The following is a 19341-nucleotide window of genomic DNA, read 5'->3' as shown; positions in this document are numbered from 1 at the left end:
AGCTTTATCTGCCAAAATCCGTTCACTCTGTATCACCCGTGTTCCCTGTTTAGTCGAAATCTGGCGTATGCAATTTTTATAATAAAGTCCTGATCGCTACTACTACTTATAACCTACGCCCAAACTAAGTACTTCCTGAAATTATACAATTATAAAACTTAATAAAATGATTACTAGTCTACAAAATAATACAGGATAAACTATCCTTTTTATTCATTTCAAGGCAATAATATTAGGCTATATTAGCATTGGTGATTATCTAATTTTAAGAAATAAATTTGCTAAGTATTTTCATTAAACTAAGTATAAATTACTATAAAACAAGGAATACCTCTAAGTAAATATTAAGCAAAAATTACTTATCTATAAGATCACAAAATACTGTATATCAGATTTTTATACACTAAACAAATGTATATTTTAACGAAAAGCGCTGCATTAATCGGTCTTTTGTATCTGATCTGAAATTGATCTCATCTCATTTCCGTCCAACCTCAATTGACTTGGAGAGTTTAGTCACTTTAATGTAAGATTTAACCAGTTGAGTGAGTTGGCCACATTTTTTTAACCTACAAATAAATAAACTATTCACGTCATTAGAATATTACAAAAACCTTTCGTTATAATATCAAGTTTTCAGGTTCTATAGATTAACTTTGTATCCCCATTTTCGGGGTTAGACCGTATGTTTTAACTTATTCTTTCTTATGCAGAAAATTTTATTGGGAAGCTGGCTGCTTTCTCTGCTATTCTGTTTGCCAGTACTGGCTCAGGATATTGCCGTGAGTGGCCGCGTCACTTCATCAGACGACGGCTCCACTCTACCGGGTGTGAGCGTACAGGTAAAAGGAACGACCCGTGGCGCCATTACCGACGCCGACGGAAACTACCGAATCAGCGTACCAGTCAATGCGCGACTCGTGTTCAGCTTCATTGGCTATACTGGTCAGGAGATTGCCGTCGGCAACAAAACGACGATCAACGTTACGCTGGTAGCGGGCTCGCAAAGTCTCGATGAAATCGTTGTAACGGCTCAGGGTATCGAGCGCGACAAGCGATCATTGGGCTATGCTACCCAGGAAATAGGTGGCAACATACTGGCACAACGCTCAGAACCTAACCTGCTCAATGCCTTACAGGGTAAAGTAGCGGGCGTGAACATTTCGGGTTCCAGTGGCGTGCCGGGAGCATCGACAAACATCAACATTCGGGGTATTACGTCGTTCAATGGCAGCAACCAGCCCCTGATCGTGGTGGATGGAATCATCTTCAGCAACGACGTTAACCTCACACAAAACACGCTGTTCGGTACGCAGCCTTCCAACCGTCTGGCCGACATCAACCCGGAAAGTATTGAGTCAGTTAACGTACTAAAAGGACCGGCAGCTGCCGTTCTGTACGGTTCGCGGGCGTCGGCTGGTGCCATTGTCATCACGACGAAGTCGGGCCGTAACCAGAACAACAAAACGGAAGTAACCGTCAATTCGTCGTACAACGTACAGGATGTATACGGCATTCCGAAATTCCAGAACGACTACGGCCAGGGAGCAAACAACCTGCTTACACCAACGTCGAACAACTCCTGGGGGCCGCCATTTGTAGGGGGGCCTACATCGGTTACCAACAACCAAAACCAGGTTGTACCTTATCAGGCGTATCCGAACAACGTTCGCGACTTCTACCGCCAGGGAAGTATCCTGCAAAACTCGGTTAACATTGCCTCGGGTGATGCTACGCGCAACTACATCATTTCAATTGGCAATACCCTCCAGAGTGGTATCGTTCAGAACACGAAGTTCAACCGGACAAACGTTTCGCTAGGTGGTGAGTCGAAACTAAAAAACGGATTGAAGGTAAGCGGTACGGGTACGTACGTACAAACGGTGTCGCGTGCGGTGCCGGGTGGTAATGGAGCGAGTGCTTTTGGGCAGATCACCCGTATTCCACGAAGTTATGACCTTGCCAACGAACCATACCAGGGTGTAGACGGAAGAAGTATCTACTTCACCCCCACTACAAACAACCCGCAGTGGAGCGTCAACAACGAACGTCTTGATAGCCAGGTTGACCGCTTCTTCGGTAACTTCCAGCTAAGCTATGACGTAGCCAGCTGGCTAAACGTTGCTTACCGGGTAACGGGCGACACCTATACCGACCGGCGTAAGTTGATTCTGCCAATTGGTTCGGGGCGGGCTCCGTCAGGACAGGTTCAGCAGGATAACTTTTTCCGGAATGAGTTGAATGGTGATCTGCTGATCACGGCCCGCAAGGATAACCTGTTTATGGAAGGGCTGAACGCGAACCTGCTGTTAGGTAATAACCTCAACCAGCGGAAAACCCAGGAGTCGGCGGCCGATGCTACCTCCCTGACGCTGCCCGGTTTTTATAACATCAACAGCGGTACGGTTTTCACGGGTACATTCGAAAGCTCGACCCTGCGTCGTCTGGTGGGTTATTATGGACAGTTGTCGTTGAATTACAACAACTACCTCTTCCTGGAATTATCCGGACGTGCCGACCAGTCGTCTACCCTGCCGAAAGCGAACAACACCTATTTCTATCCGGGTGCGTCGGTTAGTTTTGTCCCAACGGACGCCTTCAAGATCAACTCCGACGTGCTTTCCTATGCGAAAGTGCGGGCCAGCATTGCAAAAGTTGGCCGCGATGCAGACCCGTATCAGTTGAGTACCGTTTATAATAAGAGCAGCTACGGTAACAACGTTGCCAATATCGTTTACCCATTGGCACCGAACAACACGCCCGGCTTCAGCATTGATACCCGGATTGGGAGTAACAACCTCAAGCCTGAGTTTGTGACATCGTACGAATTTGGCATCAACCTTGGCTTCTTCAAGAACCGCCTGAGCATTGACGCTACGTACTTCGACTCAAAGAGTACCCAGCAGATTTTCAACGTAGCCGTTTCGAACTCATCGGGCTTCGATACCCGGACAACCAACGTTGGTGAGTTGCAGAACCGGGGGGTTGAATTGATTTTAAATGCAACCCCCGTACGAATTGGCGGCTTTAAATGGGATGCCACGCTGAACTACACCCTGATTCGGAACAAGGTTGTTTCCATTGCCCCCAATGTTAAGTCGTCCAACATATCAGGTAACTCCTTCATCGGTATTGCCCCATCTATTTATGAAGGCTATCCGTATGGTGTGATTGTCAGCACAGCTAACTCCCGGGTTCAGAATACCGACCCGAATGGCTTATACTATGACGCAACCGGTCAGTTTGCCGGTCAGTATCTGGTGAATGGCTCAACGGGGCAGTTTGCGCCGGGCTTAGCCAACGCGGTTATTTCGAATCCGCAGCCTAATTACATCGCGGGTCTGACCAATACCTTCTCGTACAAAGGCGTAGCCCTGTCTGTACTGGTAGATACCCGTCAGGGTGGTCAGATTTTCTCGTTCAACGCCGTTGATGCCCGCCAGAATGGTTCGATGTACGTAACGGGTATTGATCGCGATCAGCCGCGCATTTTGCCGGGCGTGATTCAGAATACCGATGGCACCTTCCGCCCGAACAACATCCAGCTACCGGCACAAACCTACTGGAGCGCGTTGGGTGGTCTGGCATCGGAAGCCGCCGTTTACGACGCAACGGTCTATCGCCTGCGTGAGGTGGCACTGAACTACACCCTGCCTAAAACGTTGCTGGGCAAAACGCCGTTCGGTACCATTTCGGTGGGTGTGAGCGGTCGTAACCTGTTTTTCTACGCGCCCAACTTCCCGGCCGACCCGGAGGTCAACACGCAGGGAGCGGGTAATATTCAGGGCCTCGACCTGAACGGGCCGCCCAACACCCGGAACTTCGGCGGTAACATTCGGCTCACGTTCTAATCACTCTATTCATTCGAATTACTCATGAAATTTATAATTCCAAAAAGCTATTTGCTCGTCCCCTTCTTTCTGGGAATGGGAGCTTGCAGCAGTTATTTAGATGTCAACGTAAGCCCCAACAACCCTACGACGGTTACGCCCGCCGTGTTGCTGGCCGGGGCCGAGGGTGGTAGTGCGTTTCTTAATGCCAATGAGCTGAACCGTTTCTCGTCGGTGCTGGTCCAGCAATTGGCGGGGGCGGCCAATAGTCCGGCTACGTACGATATTTACCAGACAAATGGTGCCGACTTTGGCAACCAGTGGAATGGTGAACTATACAACGGACCACTGATCAACTACCAGAAGCTGATCGAACTGGGCGATGCGACGAACTCGAAGGTCTACTCGGGGATTGCTAAAATCATGAAGGCATATACTTTCAGTATTGCTACTGACGTATGGGGCGATGTTCCGTATTCTCAGGCGCTACTGGGTGAAGCAAACACCACGCCACGTCTTGACAAACAGGAGGATATCTACAAAGGCAACGCAACGCTGGGTATTCAAAGCCTGTTCGACCTGGTGCGGGAAGGTATTAAGGACCTCGATGCCACGTCGACCCTCAAGCCCGCCGGTGATGATATTATCTATGCTGGTAATCTGACCAAATGGAAGCAGGCTGGCAACACGCTGCTGTTGAAGTTTGCGATGACGATTAGCCGTAAGGAGCCCGCTCTGGCAGCCAGCGTAATCAATGAAGTGCTGGCGGGTGCTAATTACATTACGAGCAACGCCAACGACATGAACTTCAACTTTGGCTCCAGCGTAGGTAGTCAGGACCCTCGCTACACCTATATGTTTGTGAGTTCATTCCAGAACGATTTGATCCTGAGCACGCGCTACCTGAATCTGCTCACCAGCCTGAACGATCCGCGTCTGCCTATTTTCTTTACCAAACCAGGCCCCAACTACGTAACGATCGATAATGGTTTCCGGGGTACTCTGCCAACGCCAACCGCAAACTGGTCGCGGTATAACAGATACGTTACGGGAAATTCGGGAGAAGGTCCGGTTCGAATGGTTACTAACTTCCAACGGGCGTTCATTCTGGCCGAAGCCGCGCTTCGCCTGGGCACCCCCGGCGATCCGCAGGCGCTGTACACCGAAGGCATTACCGCTTCGATGACCCTGGCTGGGCTAACACCGGCTCAGATTACGGCTTACCTGACTGCTAACCCAACGGTGGCCACGCTGACGGGAACGACAGAGCAAAAAATTGCGCAGATCATCACCCAGAAGTACATTGCCTTCACGGGTAATGGTTTAGAGTTATGGAATGACTATCGCCGGACGGGATACCCAACGCTGCAGCTTTCGCAGAATGCGGCTGGTATCAACGGTACCCTGCCAGTTCGGGCGGTGTACATCAGCAACGAGGTTCAGCGAAACCCGGGCTTCCCTAACCCGTCTCCCCAATCGAACATTCCTGTTTGGTGGGATATCGACTAATCATTCACGACTTTAAACACGCATAGTGATGAAAAATACATTCATAAATATACTGTTGCTTGCCTTGCTGGCGGGGGGCAGCTTCTCCTGCAAAGACGACCTGATCTACAGCGATCTGGTTCGGGATAACCGTCCGGCGGTACCCGTAACATTCCCCGGAACAACGACTTACGGATTCAACCCGTTTATTATCACCTCTCTGGCAGCGGGTGCTCCTATTCAGTTTACGCTGTCCATTCCTGCTTCGAGCGGCCGTACCATCAGGGAGATCACCAAAGTTGTTGGTGGGGCTACGGGTATCAACGTGGCTACGCTGAATGCCGCTACGGCAACGACTGCATTCAACACGGCACCTATTGCCGGTAGCGGTACTACAGCGGTATTCACCACAACGCTGGCCGCTTTTAAAACGAAGTACCCTGCGGTAGCGACAACGCCGGTTGCATTACCAAACTACACCGAGATTCAGTTTCTGTTTCTGGTAACGCTGGACGACGGTACGCAGCTTGTGCCCGCACCAGTTCGGGTACGCATCGTAGCGTAAGGCGTTTGTTGACGTTTCATGCAGAAGGCCTTCCAATGAATTGGAGGGCCTTTTCGTTTTAAATATATCCAGAGTATCTTTCTTCGGGCAGAGCAATGATACCGTTCCTGTAGAGCATAAAGCGTTACTTCTAAACCAAAGTCAATAAAACCAATCATGACCCCTACCCTTTCCCGCCTGCTGTTTAGCTTACTTCTGACAGGCATTTTAACAAATGCGCAGGCGCAGTTACCCATTCGAAACACCCGATGGACTGGTGTGGTATTGGCCCCCGATGGTGTTCAGGTCGTATTGACCTTTGGTACCGATACTCTTTCGATTGTTCCGAAGAACGAAACGACCCCGCTGGAAACTATGCTGTACCAGCAAAAGGGCGACACGCTGGCCTTGCAGAAAGTTTCGGGGCAAAGCCCCTGCGGAACGAGCGTGACGGGTTTTTACCGACTTACGTACGTGAATAATGGCGAGGGCCTGAAACTCCTGCCGATCAGCGACGACTGTCTCGAACGGCAGAATGCCTTTGAGTCGAAAGCCGTTTTTACGCGGGTACGTCTTAACCTGGTTCAGCCACCCCGCAACTGGCCTTACCTGGACCCCATCCGGGATTCAGTTGCCGGGATCAGCCTTGAACAGGCGTATGAACTGCTGAAAGGCCGACCATCTGTACCGGTAATCGTGGGTGTGCTGGATTCGGGCGTTGACATAACCCATGAAGATCTGCGGGATGTGATCTGGAAAAATCCGAAAGAAATTCCGGACAACGGGACCGACGACGACAAAAATGGGTATGCCGATGACGTAAACGGCTGGAATTTTATGGGGGCGAAAGATGGTACAACCTCCGAATACGACCAGCCCGAAATTACCCAGACGTATGTGCTGCTAAAGGCGAAATACGATAAAGCGGACCCGGCCAAACTGAACCTAACCGAGAAACGACAGTTCGAGACCTACCAAACAGCCAAAAAACAATTCCTGAAACGCTATCAGGCTACCCAACTCAAGCGTTTAGCCTTTGCCGACACCGCCCGATTCTGGCAAGTAGCCAATCAAATCAGCAAAAAACTACCCGACTCAAAACTTACCCCCGCCAGCATCCGGCAGGTCGATACGGGTGCAGATTCGGTCGCGCTTTCCATAAAATCCATTTTAGCGGAAGCGTATTCGTCCCAATATGGCTCGTTTGACACGTACCTGACACTGGTTCGGAAGAACTGGTCGCGCTTCCAGCAGATTATGGGCAGTGAAGCCCTCATTGCGTTCAACCCCGACTATAACCCCAGAGCGGCCATTGGCGATAATCCCGCTAACCCGACCGAGCGGTATTACGGAAGTCCGCGCATGATCATCGGAAAATCGCAGCAATTGGCCGTTCACGGGAGCCATGTGGCGGGCATCATTGCGGCCAGACGCGGTAACGGCAAGGGCATTGACGGCGTGGCCGATAACGTCTGGATCATGCCCGTTTCAGTCGTACCCGCGAATGGCGACGAGCGCGATAAAGATGTGGCCAACGGGATTCGGTACGCGGTTGAGAATGGAGCAAAGGTCATCAACATGAGTTTTGGCAAGCGACTGTCGCCGTTTAAGGAGCAGGTCGATGCGGCCATCCGCTTCGCCGAAGAACGGGATGTGCTGATCGTGCATGCGGCCGGAAATAACGGCGAAAACTACGACTCCCTCCCGGCCTATCCATCGGCCCGGTATGAGAATGGGAACGTGGCGAAGAACGTTCTGGTCGTTGGCAACAGTACCTGGCGGTTGAGCAACGGGCTTCCGAGCCGGTCGTCCAACTATGGGGTTCAGACCGTTGACCTCTTCGCTCCCGGCACCGAGATTCTGTCAACGCTGCCCAATGATCAATACGCCAGTTTTTCGGGAACCAGCATGTCGGCACCCATGACGGCGGGCGTAGCGGCACTAATCCGCTCTTACTTTCCTAAACTGACGGCCGTTCAGGTTAAAGAAATCCTGATGAAGAGCAGTTATAAACCCGACATTCAGGTTCGCAAACCCGGCCGAACGGAGCAGATCGTTCCCTTCAAAAACTTAAGCCGTTCGGGTGGACTGCTCAATGCGTATGAGGCCGTGAAGATGCTGTCTGAACCGGGATTTAAATGATTTTTATGATTTACTTGATTATCAGCCAAAGTTCTATCTTTAACTAATCAGATAAACCACAAAAATCAAATAAATCCGGGTTCCGATTACCACGCCACTTCCTGTTTATCATGCCAGAATTTACCGGTTTCGGACTGGGGGGCATCGGCGGCCAGCCAGACGATTGTTTCAGCTCCTTTTTCAACGGGTCGGTTAGCGCTGGGACCACCCATGTCGGTACGCACCCAGCCCGGATCGACACTGTTAACGGTTATGTTGTGCTCTTTTAAGGCACCGGCAAACTGCTTCGTTACGGCGTTGAGTGCCGTTTTGGAGATACTATAAGCGGGGGCGTAGGTTGTCATGCGGGCCAGTGAGCTAACCCCACTCGATACATTGATAATCCGGCCTCCGGTTTTACTTTTTTGCAGGTGCTGCAGGAAATCCTGAATCACCATAATGGGCCCTCTGACATTGGCTTTCAGAGCACGGTCGAGCATTTCGGGATTCAGTTCAAGAATATTTCCCCCATGATCTTCCAAAATACCGGCGTTGTTGATCAAGACATCGAGATGATCAGCTTTTTGAGAAAATGTACCACAGGCCGTTCGAATACTGACCGGGTCCGTTACGTCAAGCTGAATAAACGTAGCTTCTAAACCAGCCTGACAAAGTTCTTCGGCGGCTTCCCGCCCCTTCATTATATCGCGGGCACAAATAAAAACAGCAAACCCACGCTGGGCCAGTTGCCGGGCAATTTCTTTACCAATTCCTCTATTCGCCCCTGTAATGAGGGCCGTACGCTGATGTTCCGTTTTCATACTGACAGATTTTCTATACTACTTACTCCACTTTTGGGTAAAATGTTTGCCGCCAGCAGCGAACCGTAGGCTCAACAAGACCTACCGTTTCCTAAGTGCTGTTATAGATTTTAGTAGATTAGCGACTAATCTTACACAATCAAGTCCAACTATGTACTCAATGAAATCGATTCATTCGTTTCTAGCCCTTCTGCTTCTATCGGTAAGCCTGTCGTTTGCCCAGACTAAACCCCAGGCAGCCACCTCGCCAGCCAGCACGAAGCCGTCTGGCAGTACGACAACAGGCAGTAGTACGAACCGGATGCAGGAGCTTTACGACGAACATCACGGGATCAACAGAAAGGCCGCAATAACACCTGTGCGTACAGAAACGCAACAGGCTGGCAAACCGGCAGATCAGACAGAAACGGGGGTTAGTCAACCCGAACGCACAGCTTCGTCAGCTTCTACGTCAGGCACACGAATCGGGTTTCGCGGGGGTGTTACCTACCCGCTTTTCCTGGAGAAGCAGGCCTTTACCGACCCGACTCTGGGTTTTGTGGGGGGCGTAACATTCAATTTTGGTGCAGGTCCGGTTTCCTTTCAGCCCGAAATCAATTACACCCGAAATGCGGTGAAAAGGACTGAGTTTGGATACACCGACACCTTTGCCGTCGATGCACTTGAGGTACCTTTGCTTGTGAAGTTTTCGACGGGTACGTACGAAGGAAACCGTTTCTTTGTCAACGTAGGACCGTATGCTTCGTATGCAATTAGTTCAGGTATCAATGGAAAGACAGTCTCCCTTGACGGTGACAAAGGACGCTTCGGCTTTGGGGGAGCACTGGGTGTTGGAGCCGCGTTGAAAGCGGGTCCCGGACACGTTACGATTGAAGTACGTGGATTATACCCCTTGGGTAATGATGATGCAGGATTCAGAACCGACTCAAAAACGATTTTAGGACAGGGCACTGTCGGCTATATTTTCCCATTGGGCGGCCGATAAACGATAATATTTCTCATAGAGTGGGTTTTAAAATGGCGATGACCGACTGGGCGTCGCCATTTTTGTTTTCGCTCTGTTTATTTATAAAACCGCTTAGACGAACGCCATACTTTTTTCCCACAAGTCGGTAGCCTGTCGGTTTATATTATCAACATGCTTTACCAGCTTCGGTGCTGAATCGGCAAAGAAGCCGCCCGATCCGCCCGCTTTCCCTTCTTTCCGGGTAAGCACATCAATGGGCGCGGTGGCCAGATAAACGGACGTTTCAGCGCCCCGCTCCGGGCTTCGCATAAAAGGTCTGGCCATTGACATAAGCAGCTGAATCGGGCCGGTGAAGTTGCTCCCAAAGTTGGATTTAACAACGCCGGGGTGTACCGCGTAGGCCGTAATCCCCGAGTCGGCATAGCGGGTGGCCAGTTCCCTGGTAAACAACACATTGGCCAGTTTGCCATCGCCATAGGCGGCCAGAAGAGATAACTTTTTGTCGTGCTGAAAAAATCGGGAGGCTTTCCCCAGCATATAGGCCGCCGAAGACAGGTTGATAACCCGAGCCTCGCCAGCGGCTTTCAACAAATCGAGCAGGTGATACGTGAGTACAAAGTGGCCAATGTGATTGGCGAAAAATGACTTCTCAATGGAACCCACAAACTCAATTCGGTCGGGCGAATAACCGGCATTATTGATCAGCACATCCAACTGGCTGTGCGTAGCCTTAACCTGTTCTGCCGCCCGACGTATCGACTCGGTATCCGTTAAATCGGCAAGAACCAGTTGCACGGTTACGGCGGGATTGATACGTTGCAGGGTTGTCAGGGCTTCCCGGCCTTTCGCTTCATTCCGGCAGAGAAGAATCAGGTTAAACCCTCGTCGGGCCAACGCTTTTGCGGTCGCTAGTCCTATCCCGACGTTTGCGCCGGTAATCAATGCTGTTTTCATGTGTAGCGGTTCTGCTTTGTCGTAGATACGGTGGACGAAAAATAAAAAGATTTACAGAGAAGGCCCACGGGGCACCTTCTCTGTAAATCCTCCAAGGTTACTTGCCGTGTGGCTGGGCTTAGGCATTGAAAGCCGGGGCAAACTCATTCCGGGCAAACTCTTCTAGTTTTACTTTACCGTAGGCAGCGGGCCGGTTGGCAAAGAAATCGGCCTGCATGTTCCCTTCGCGGAGCGAGCGCCCCAGGCTGGTATACTCAGTTGCCATCTCGTCATTCATCCCAACTTGCAGCAAGCCCTGTTTAGTTTGTTCGTCGGAGAAGACAACCCAGGAAGTTTCGGGTTTGCCAATTGCCTGGCCAAGTACCTGAGCAATTTGGGCACCCGTACGTTCATCGCTGGCAATATAGCGCACCTGTTGCCCGGTAAAATCGAGGTTCAGCAGTTCGGTTAGTGCAACGTCGGCAATATCATTGGTATGAGTTAGCACAACGGTTTCTTCGCCAAAGTTGCTTCCCAGTATACCCATGCCTTTTACCATGCCCATCATCCCAAAGAGATTGTACATGAAATACGACGGACGCAGGAATTTGCTGTTCAATCCGGATACTTTGGCCAGTTTCTGCTCGGCATCATACAACCCGTCGATCGGCCCGGTGCCTTCGCCTAAGTTGGCCCCTATGCTGCTCAGCAATACGGCAAACCGAATGTCGTTGGCCTCAATGGCAGCAATGTAATTATCGATGATCTGGTTCTGAAAGTTCCGCCAATCCGTAACTGCCCATTTGCCTGGAATGAGCAGATAAACAGCCTGTGCTCCGGCAAATGCTTCCGTCACAAAGGCTGCGTCTTCAACACTTCCTACAGCGGCAGTGGCTCCCAGAGCTTCAATCGCTTCTGCATTTTCGGGTTTGCTGGTGACAACGGTAACCTGATGGCCCGCTTTAACAAGACCTTCAGCTACGGGTTTTCCGGTATGCCCTAACGAGCCGGTAATAACGTATTTCATGTGTATAAGATGTAGGTGAGATGTACAGTGTAATGTGTATCAGAACAGCAGCTTCCAACCGTTAAAAAACAGGTCTTTGCCTGGTTGTCCTGACCAGTGGTGTTGCTCAGGGGCTTCTTCTACGTCGTGGTTATGACTGTCTTTTTGCACAACAATTGTTGAAATGCCCTGCTTAGCCAGTGACTGACAAACCTCTTTCGTTATATCCGTTGTGTGGCCAATTACCACACCGATCGTTCCGTTTATTTCTTCCTTTGTTTTCATGGCAGTCAAGTTTTGTTGTATGTGCAAACAATAGTTTTAGTAAATTTTTTTAAGCACCCTCGCCGAGTGCCTGTACAGCGCTGAATACTTGCCTGGTTAACTGGCAAACGTTCGTTTCACCGATCAACTGGGAATAGCGCACGCCAACGCGATCCCAGGCTTCGCTGATTTCGGGTTGCAGAGCAGTGCCTTGGGCAGTTGGATAAATCAGCGTTTTCTTCCCCTCCGATTCTCGCCGGACCAGGTGTTTCTGCTCCAGCTTTTCCACCAGTCGTGTAATGGTCGATGGTGTCAGGTAAAGCGTTTCACTTAGTTCAGATGGGGTGATTCCCGGCTGGCCAACCACTTCGCACAGCATGTAAGCATGCGAATAACAAAGGCCAAAGCGACCAAACTCCTCATCCCCAATTGCCGTAATGGCCCGCGACAGTGCGTTGGCAGAGAACAACAGGCAGGCACTAAACCGCGTCACTGATTTTTCCTCTTTCGCTACGGTAACTACTGTTTCTACGTCCATTAGATTCTTACTCAATGATGGGTACAAAGATAGTAAATTATATTTGTATGTGCAAGCAAGGGTTTGAAAAAAGTAGTGAGGAGTTAGAAGCGAGGAGTGAGGAGTTGCTGACGCGTGAATACTACTGGCGTCAGCAACTCCTAACTCCTCGCTCCTAACTCCTCACTCCTCACTCCCAACTCCTCACTTCATTGGCAAATGCATTTCTGCCATCATGCAGCGGGCGGAGCCGCCACCATTGTTTTCGATCATGGACAGGTCGAAATGCACCAGCGTTGTGTAATCGTCGAGCAGATCGATTTGCTTCGGTGTTAACGACTCGAAAGCGCGGGTAGACATTACGAGCAGTTTTTGACCTTTGTTGGTCATTACCATGAGCATGTTCCCGGCAAAATTGGCCATCTGCTCCAGCGAGATGTCAATGATTCGCTTGTTCAGCTTCTCCAGTTCCTGACGCACCATCAGGCGATCATCCGGGTCGACAATGGCCGACAGGCAAACGACGGCAAAGGTATCGGCAATGCACATGAGCACATTGGTATGATAAATTGCTTTGCCATCGGCATCGGCAGAGCTAAACGACACAATGCGGTAGTTCGTCTGCCGACTGAACTCCGCCAGCACATCGGGATGCGTACGGGGCGACAGACTAGCAAAGGCAACGTGGTTCATCCGGTCGAGGACCATGCTGCCGGTACCTTCCAGAAACTTACCCTCCTGCTCAAAGTGAGTCAGGTCAATGATTTTGGCAACGTGGTAGTCTTTGTTAAGGTTATCAACAATATCCTGTCGGCGTTCGAGACGGCGGTTTTCGGCCTGCATGGGGTACAGCACCACGGTCCCGCTGGCGTGAAACGAAATCCAATTGTTCGGAAAAATGGAATCGGGCGTGTAGGGGTCTTCTGTATCGTCATAGACCATAACGTCGACCCCCATAGCCCGAAGTTGACGCGCCATTTCGTCGAACTCCTGCTGGGCGGTTTCCTGGGCTATATCCTTCGTTTGTGCGGCCAGTTGACTATTTTGAAACGCATTTGATTCGGCAGTTTCGGTATTGAACCCGAAGCTTACCGGTCGGACCATCAGAATGCGTGAAGTAGCTTGTGATTGCATATAATGAGTTGTAAGTTGTAAGTCTGCAGGTAGATAAGTACTACAGGTTGCACACATTGAGATGTAAGTGTATAAATACTACGTGCTACCAATTACATAACAGCAAATTAACGCCAAAGTCTTGTTTGTCCAATGACTTGCTTAATGATCGAATCATCTTCGACTTTCTCACACCTCATCCCGCAGCAACGGTAGGCTCATACAATGGGAACCACCCCGTGCCCGGCTCAGCTCGGCAGACGGCAGCATGATGAACGTATTCTCGATAGTTTCCGGAGAGGACTGGCCCCGCTCGAAACGGTCCAGTAGTTTAGCCGCGCCGATCACCTCGAACCCAGCCTCCCGAAACGCTTCGGCGGTTTTTTCGTTGCGGTCGTAGCCAACCACCACGCCGTCTTTCAGGGCAAGCAGGTTGCAGGAGTCTGTCCACTGCTCACGCGCACCAAAAGGAAACTCGTTGTTGCCCGAATAAATGAACCGGACAGGTTCGGTCGCGCCCAAATCATTCTTGCTGATATCGGTCAATAGATCTTCCAGGTTCTCTATTTCGATGGGTTTATGCTCCAGCCCTTTAATGAACTGCATAATCTTCAGGTCTTCCGACACATCTTTAGGGGCGAAAAAGTGGATCACATCGCGCTTCTTCGCTTCGTCGCCGGTGCGGGCCAGCGAACCCAGCAACACCCATACATTGCGTTTTACCTGCGTAAACACCGTATCAATGTGCATGTAGTCGCGCTTCTTGGGAATTTGCAGAATGGTAACCGTATCGACCACATTTCTACTAAACACCAACCGCATTACCTGCTGGGCCGCGTATAAGGTGGTGCGTTCGCTAACCCCGATCATCAGGTGGCGTTTGCCAATCATCATCACATCGCCCCCTTCCAGCGTCGAGAGCGTGATGTCTCGTTTTGAATCGGCGTCGGAGAGCAGAAAGGCATGTTCATTATCCGGTATTTCAAGAATCTTATCCTGGTAACCGGCAAACAACGGGTGGTTAAAGAAAATGTACTGCGTTAGCAATGCCTCACGGGTTCGAGCCAGTTTGGCGGGTTTATTGAGCAGAATATGGTCATTGATAACAATGCCAATGTCGCGCGTAAAAATAAAGTTTGGTAGTGGCGCAAACAGCATTTTGCGGTCGGGCAGCGAACCCGATATCATGATTTTCGCCAGTTCAACCGGGTCGAAGTCAGCAAGTTGCTGCTGGGTTCTGAACGACGTTCGCTCAATACCGCAGATGGCCGCAATCAGGCGCGTCCGGATTACCTCATCGGCCAGGATATCGGAAAGCAGATTTTGAATATCGATAACTTTATCCGACTTGAAATAATCATCGTGATCGGGTTTAAAAAACGACCGGTCGGAGTCGGGGCCGAGTTCGGCTATTTTACCCCGGACTTTATCGGGGTCCAGGAAATATAGCAGAATCTTAACGTAGTAATCGTATTCATCCCGGCGCATCATATCCAGATGCACAATGTCTTCAAAAAGCCAGTCCTGCGCTTTTGAGGGGACTACCTTACCCAGCCCCCGGTCGGGGCTATGAATCAGTAAACGCCTAAGTGTACCAATTTCTGAGGAAACATTAATTTGTGGCTTTGAGCGGGCTTGTGTAGCGTTTTCTGCCGCTGTCAAGTCGGCAACAGCTGTATTTTCTCCATTCTTCATACCTGAGTTCGGCACCCTGTTAGTGGTCGTACCGATTCTGCAAGGTACAGTTTTGGTAAAGGAAATAAAACTGAGGCTTTATTAGTAGGTCGTTAAGCGGCCTCTCCGGCTACTATGGTGTGGTTTTTGCAAAGAGCTATCGATAGCATCTATACTAAGTACCGTGTTTAGGAATCAGTATAGTCGATCCAACTAAGAAACGATTTATATCCATCAATGACTATTTTACTTCTTGAAGCTGACCCAATCTGGCAACTAAAACTTCGAATGATACTGGAGGAGTTTACCGATACGGCCATTGTTCTGGTAACTACCCTTCAGGAAGCCAGCGATTTTCTCAATCACTCTACGCCCGATGCCGTTATCGCTAACGTAGAACTTGATGGGCTGCTTTCGTTTCAACTTTTCGCGGATGTGTCCCGTACGTACCCAATCATTTTCATTACCGGACAGCCCGACGATAGCCACCTTCGGCAATCGCTGTCACTCAGTAACGCGGGGCTGCTGGTCAAGCCATTTCATGCTTATACGCTGGTGTCTGCTCTCGAAACACGGTTAAATCAGAATAAAGCCAGCGTCTTCAAAAATGAGTCATCAAAAACGCTGTCTGTTATCGGGAAGCACCGGCAAACGTTACAACTGCCCTTGTCGAAGATCATTTACATTGAAGCAGAAGGAAATTACGCTATTATTTATCAGGATAATACGAAGCACTCCGTTAAACGGGCACTTCATACAATTGTACCGGAGCTGGATATGAGCTTTGGCCGGGTACACAAGTCGTTTATCATAAATTTCGGCTTTGTAAACCGAGTTAATCTAACCGAAAAGTATATTAATCTGAATGGGCAGAAAATCCCCATCGGCCGTAAATACCGGCAGGAGGTACTGAGCCGTATTTGAGCAGGTCTGATTTTTATTGATTTAGTTGTTCGTAATCTACGCGCTAAACCACCCGAGTGGAGGGTCATCCTAAAGCGAGTCAATGGACTTCATCGCGTTGGCATAATTGGCTAGGCTTTTGTAAGAATGCTCCGGTAAACGAAAAAGCCAATTAATATAGAGCCGGGCCCAGGCACAAGTTGTTGTTCACATACTTGTCATGTCGTTTGTCATCAACAGGTTTCGGCAAGTCTACATTTCGCATGGTGATTGCTGTACCAATAATTACCGTTTCGTTTACACGCATCCATCCGGGTTATAAGCGAAACGTTAATTTCTGAGCCCTATGCAATCAACAACAGCTTACCTCCGGCTTCACCTAATCGCGCACGTTTGCGAAGTACCCAGGCGTATCCATTTGCGGCATCAACCACCTGTATGCACGTCTGTCTATGATCAATGACGTAACATGCTTTTCAGGTAAACGACCAATAAGTGTGTTTACAATTTCCAGGCCAGTTTTTATGGAAGCACCCTTTAATTAGGCATTTTTTTATTCTTTCTCTACCAGTTACAGAAAACAGCATTACCACCGAACGCACAAACAACTGACTAAAAGGAACTTACACAACCACCACTACTTAACCTCTAGGCGTAACACGAACTCTACTCATTACCGGAGTTCCTACCATTTAAAACACGATCGACCAATGCCGACATCTACCACGAGTAACTTTCCTGCGATGAATCGAGTGATTCATCCCCTAAACCGAGCCATCAGGCGATTGAGAAGCAACTACCTGTTGGCGATAAGCGGCTCTCTACTGACTGCTCTCCTGATAGTAGGCAACACCAGCGTTCAGGCACAAACCTGTACGTCCACAGCTGGCTTTGCCCACTGGAACTTCGACAATGCCAACGATAACGAGATTGACAACTCATCGGGTATTCCTCCCTCTGGCGGTAGCGGATGCGTCGGTAAAGTGCTCAAGCGCGTTGACGGCGGCTCCAACTCAGTGTATAACAACACCCCTGGTGATGTCGATTCGGATTATGGTCCGGTTTGTAAGAGTAAAAAGTCGATCTGTACCGGCACATGGGACAAAGCTGCCGTTTTTGAGCGGTACATTTCGGTTTACATAACCTACCCAAAGGGGGTGAAGGGTAAACTATCGGGTATTACCTTCTGCGAGATGGCCATGGCACGGACCAAAGCAAGTGGTGGATTTGGTAACAATAACCGACCCGAGAACTACCGCGTCCGGCTGAGAAAACGCGTTAATGGTGGCTCCTGGAGCGTTGTCTGGACGGGATCGGCCAGACCAACCACTAAAACAGACTGGACGGGTTCGTCGAGCAACCCAGTACCACCCACCGGTTGGGGTAGCTATAATTCAGATTCAGATGGGTTTACGACACAATCCACCGACGGTACCGCCGAGGTAGAATTTGAGTTCCAGCTTTCGGCTTATCAGAACTCCGATAGTAATTCCTCCCAGGAGATATGGGAAATCGATGAAGTCGACATAGAGGGTTGCTGCGATCCGGCCGTTTGCTCACCAACCAATAAATTAGTTGAGTGGGATTTCGACAACGCCAGTGATAATCAAATCGACAACTCGTCGGGTATTCCGGCTTCGGGTGGCTCTTATTCTGGTTGCGCTTCTGTCGTATTCAAACGTACAGATGGTGGCTCCAACTCGGTGTATAAAGCTGACGAAAACAGTGGGGACTATGGTCCGGTTTGTGCTAGTGACCGTTCGATTTGCACCGGTACCTGGGATAGCTCTACACCCTTTGAGCGGAAACTCATCTTAAGAATAACCTTCCCTGCCGGAAAGGCCGGTCGGTTGTATGGCCTCTCTTTCTGCGAGATGGCGATGAACAAAACAAAGTCGGGCGGAGGGTTTGTTACCAACAATCAGCCTGAATATTACAAGGTTCGGTTAAAAAAGAATGGTACCATCATTTGGACGGGATCAGTTAAATCGACCACCAAAACAACTTGGTCCAGTTCGAGCGATCCGGCACCTACCGGCTGGGGTAATTACAACTCAAGTAGCGATGGTTTCCCGACTCAAACGACCAGTGGTTCGGCAGAGGCAGTCTTTGAGTTTGAGATCACGGCTTACCAAAGTTCAGACAGTGACAAAAGTCAGGAAATCTGGGATCTTGACGAGCTTAAGGTATTTGGCTGCTGCGATGACGCTTGTGTAACACCGGCCAAACCCTCTGCCGTAGACGTTCCCCGTTGCGGACCAGGTTCCGTGAACCTGAAGGCTACCGGCTGCACGACCGGTACGCTTCACTGGTATGCTACGAGTACCAGCACGACCATTCTGGGAACTGGCCCCACTTTTACGACGCCTAGCCTAACCGCTACCGAAGACTATTATGTGAGTTGTGTGGATGGGCTGTGCGAAAGTGGTCGTGATGTCGCCAGGGCAATCGTCAACGCCATTCCCGCTAAACCTACGGGCGTTGGTGCTTCCCGCTGTGGTCCAGGTGCGGTAACGCTAACCGCAACGGGCTGTACAGGAACGCTATCCTGGTATGCAGGACCAAGCGGTGGCGCATCGCTGGGTACAGGATCAAGCTTTACAACACCCAGCCTGGCAGCTACGACAACCTATTACGTTAACTGTGTTTCCAGCGCCAGTTGCCAAAGTACCCGCGCTGCGGCCGTGGCTACGATACAAACCTGCGACTGCGATATTAGCATCACAGCGACACGCGGTGACTGTGATGCAACGACTAACCAGTACACGGTTACGGGCGTAATCAGCCTGACGAATACCGCCGGGGGTACGGCAACCATTACGGATGGATCGGTCACGACAACGGTTACAATAGCGGCCGGGGCTACCTCCGTACCGTATACACTAACGGGACTAAACTCAAATGGTGCAGTTCATACGATTAGTGTTAATCTGCCAAATTGTGGTACAGACGCCAAGTCCTACACCGCTCCAGCGGAATGTAAAAAGGTTTGCCCAACAGGCAATTGCTTTGAAACGATTATTCGGAAGAATTAGCGACGACCATCCTGTTTAGTTGCCATATAACCGACCGTGCGCCCGGCTTTCTGTAAAGGAAGGCCGGGCGTTTTTTATGGACTCATGCTTTACATTCAATTACCCCGCCTGGTTTGCGGCTGTCT

The 19341-nt window shown here is 50.0% G+C and carries 14 protein-coding genes; 7 read left to right on the top strand and 7 right to left on the bottom strand.

Going from position 1 to position 19341, the window contains the following annotated elements; translation table 11 throughout:
- The first annotated feature begins 707 nt into the window (after positions 1-707).
- The 4 genes from CRO74_RS16115 (at position 708) to CRO74_RS16100 (ending at position 8004) form a co-directional block, all read left to right on the top strand.
- Complete coding sequence (locus CRO74_RS16115; RefSeq protein WP_097127040.1) at positions 708-3851, top strand: SusC/RagA family TonB-linked outer membrane protein; 3144 nt, start codon at positions 708-710, stop codon at positions 3849-3851.
- Positions 3852-3875: 24 nt separating this feature from the next.
- Complete coding sequence (locus CRO74_RS16110) at positions 3876-5339, top strand: SusD/RagB family nutrient-binding outer membrane lipoprotein (RefSeq protein ID WP_097127039.1); 1464 nt, start codon at positions 3876-3878, stop codon at positions 5337-5339.
- 28 nt (positions 5340-5367) lie between these two features.
- The gene (locus CRO74_RS16105) at positions 5368-5883 is read left to right on the top strand and encodes a hypothetical protein (protein ID WP_097127038.1); all 516 of its coding nucleotides are present in this window, start codon (positions 5368-5370) and stop codon (positions 5881-5883) included.
- Positions 5884-6039: 156 nt separating this feature from the next.
- A complete protein-coding gene (locus CRO74_RS16100; RefSeq protein ID WP_097127037.1) occupies positions 6040-8004 on the top strand; it encodes a S8 family peptidase in 1965 nt (654 codons plus the stop codon).
- An 86-nt stretch (positions 8005-8090) separates the two neighbouring features.
- Here CRO74_RS16100 and CRO74_RS16095 read toward each other — a convergent pair whose 3' ends face one another.
- Positions 8091-8804, bottom strand: coding sequence for an SDR family oxidoreductase (locus CRO74_RS16095; protein WP_097127036.1), 714 nt, complete (start codon positions 8802-8804; stop codon positions 8091-8093).
- Between the two features lie 160 nt (positions 8805-8964).
- On the opposite strand from CRO74_RS16095, the gene CRO74_RS16090 reads away from it, so the two are divergent.
- Entirely contained in the window at positions 8965-9789 is an 825-nt protein-coding gene (locus CRO74_RS16090; protein WP_097127035.1) for a porin family protein, read from the top strand.
- A gap of 93 nt (positions 9790-9882) precedes the next feature.
- Here the strand turns inward: CRO74_RS16090 and CRO74_RS16085 are convergent, their stop codons facing one another.
- From CRO74_RS16085 to CRO74_RS16060, 6 genes are all read right to left on the bottom strand, one after another.
- Positions 9883-10725, bottom strand: coding sequence for an SDR family NAD(P)-dependent oxidoreductase (locus CRO74_RS16085; protein WP_097127034.1), 843 nt, complete (start codon positions 10723-10725; stop codon positions 9883-9885).
- A 118-nt stretch (positions 10726-10843) separates the two neighbouring features.
- Positions 10844-11731: an NAD(P)H-binding protein gene (locus tag CRO74_RS16080; protein WP_097127033.1), complete on the bottom strand. Its 888-nt coding sequence runs from the start codon at positions 11729-11731 to the stop codon at positions 10844-10846.
- A gap of 39 nt (positions 11732-11770) precedes the next feature.
- Positions 11771-11995, bottom strand: a complete 225-nt coding sequence (locus CRO74_RS16075) for a hypothetical protein (RefSeq protein ID WP_097127032.1) — start codon at positions 11993-11995, stop codon at positions 11771-11773.
- A 49-nt stretch (positions 11996-12044) separates the two neighbouring features.
- A complete protein-coding gene (locus tag CRO74_RS16070) occupies positions 12045-12512 on the bottom strand; it encodes a MarR family winged helix-turn-helix transcriptional regulator (protein ID WP_097127031.1) in 468 nt (155 codons plus the stop codon).
- 183 nt (positions 12513-12695) lie between these two features.
- Positions 12696-13625, bottom strand: coding sequence for a citrulline utilization hydrolase CtlX (ctlX, locus tag CRO74_RS16065; RefSeq protein ID WP_097127030.1), 930 nt, complete (start codon positions 13623-13625; stop codon positions 12696-12698).
- Between the two features lie 168 nt (positions 13626-13793).
- Positions 13794-15299 (bottom strand): arginine deiminase family protein, encoded by a 1506-nt coding sequence (locus CRO74_RS16060; RefSeq protein ID WP_097127029.1) that lies wholly within the window; start codon positions 15297-15299, stop codon positions 13794-13796.
- A 216-nt stretch (positions 15300-15515) separates the two neighbouring features.
- On the opposite strand from CRO74_RS16060, the gene CRO74_RS16055 reads away from it, so the two are divergent.
- Positions 15516-16202, top strand: coding sequence for a LytR/AlgR family response regulator transcription factor (locus tag CRO74_RS16055; RefSeq protein WP_097127028.1), 687 nt, complete (start codon positions 15516-15518; stop codon positions 16200-16202).
- Between the two features lie 722 nt (positions 16203-16924).
- Positions 16925-19216, top strand: coding sequence for an immunoglobulin domain-containing protein (locus CRO74_RS16050; RefSeq protein ID WP_144035932.1), 2292 nt, complete (start codon positions 16925-16927; stop codon positions 19214-19216).
- Positions 19217-19341 lie beyond the last annotated feature (125 nt).

The organism is Spirosoma fluviale (assembly GCF_900230225.1).
Taxonomy (GTDB): domain Bacteria; phylum Bacteroidota; class Bacteroidia; order Cytophagales; family Spirosomataceae; genus Spirosoma; species Spirosoma fluviale.
Note: the sequence above shows the minus strand (reverse complement) of the source record. Positions and strands in the feature narration are given on the sequence as shown.

Excerpts from the sequence above, each read along its gene's own strand:
- CRO74_RS16115 (WP_097127040.1), top strand. The coding sequence starts at position 708 with ATGCAGAAAATTTTATTGGGAAGCTGGCTGCTTTCTCTGCTATTCTGT.
- CRO74_RS16110 (WP_097127039.1), top strand. The coding sequence starts at position 3,876 with ATGAAATTTATAATTCCAAAAAGCTATTTGCTCGTCCCCTTCTTTCTG.
- CRO74_RS16105 (WP_097127038.1), top strand. The coding sequence starts at position 5,368 with ATGAAAAATACATTCATAAATATACTGTTGCTTGCCTTGCTGGCGGGG.
- CRO74_RS16100 (WP_097127037.1), top strand. The coding sequence starts at position 6,040 with ATGACCCCTACCCTTTCCCGCCTGCTGTTTAGCTTACTTCTGACAGGC.
- CRO74_RS16095 (WP_097127036.1), bottom strand. The coding sequence starts at position 8,804 with ATGAAAACGGAACATCAGCGTACGGCCCTCATTACAGGGGCGAATAGA.
- CRO74_RS16090 (WP_097127035.1), top strand. The coding sequence starts at position 8,965 with ATGAAATCGATTCATTCGTTTCTAGCCCTTCTGCTTCTATCGGTAAGC.
- CRO74_RS16085 (WP_097127034.1), bottom strand. The coding sequence starts at position 10,725 with ATGAAAACAGCATTGATTACCGGCGCAAACGTCGGGATAGGACTAGCG.
- CRO74_RS16080 (WP_097127033.1), bottom strand. The coding sequence starts at position 11,731 with ATGAAATACGTTATTACCGGCTCGTTAGGGCATACCGGAAAACCCGTA.
- CRO74_RS16075 (WP_097127032.1), bottom strand. The coding sequence starts at position 11,995 with ATGAAAACAAAGGAAGAAATAAACGGAACGATCGGTGTGGTAATTGGC.
- CRO74_RS16070 (WP_097127031.1), bottom strand. The coding sequence starts at position 12,512 with ATGGACGTAGAAACAGTAGTTACCGTAGCGAAAGAGGAAAAATCAGTG.
- ctlX (WP_097127030.1), bottom strand. The coding sequence starts at position 13,625 with ATGCAATCACAAGCTACTTCACGCATTCTGATGGTCCGACCGGTAAGC.
- CRO74_RS16060 (WP_097127029.1), bottom strand. The coding sequence starts at position 15,299 with ATGAAGAATGGAGAAAATACAGCTGTTGCCGACTTGACAGCGGCAGAA.
- CRO74_RS16055 (WP_097127028.1), top strand. The coding sequence starts at position 15,516 with ATGACTATTTTACTTCTTGAAGCTGACCCAATCTGGCAACTAAAACTT.
- CRO74_RS16050 (WP_144035932.1), top strand. The coding sequence starts at position 16,925 with ATGAATCGAGTGATTCATCCCCTAAACCGAGCCATCAGGCGATTGAGA.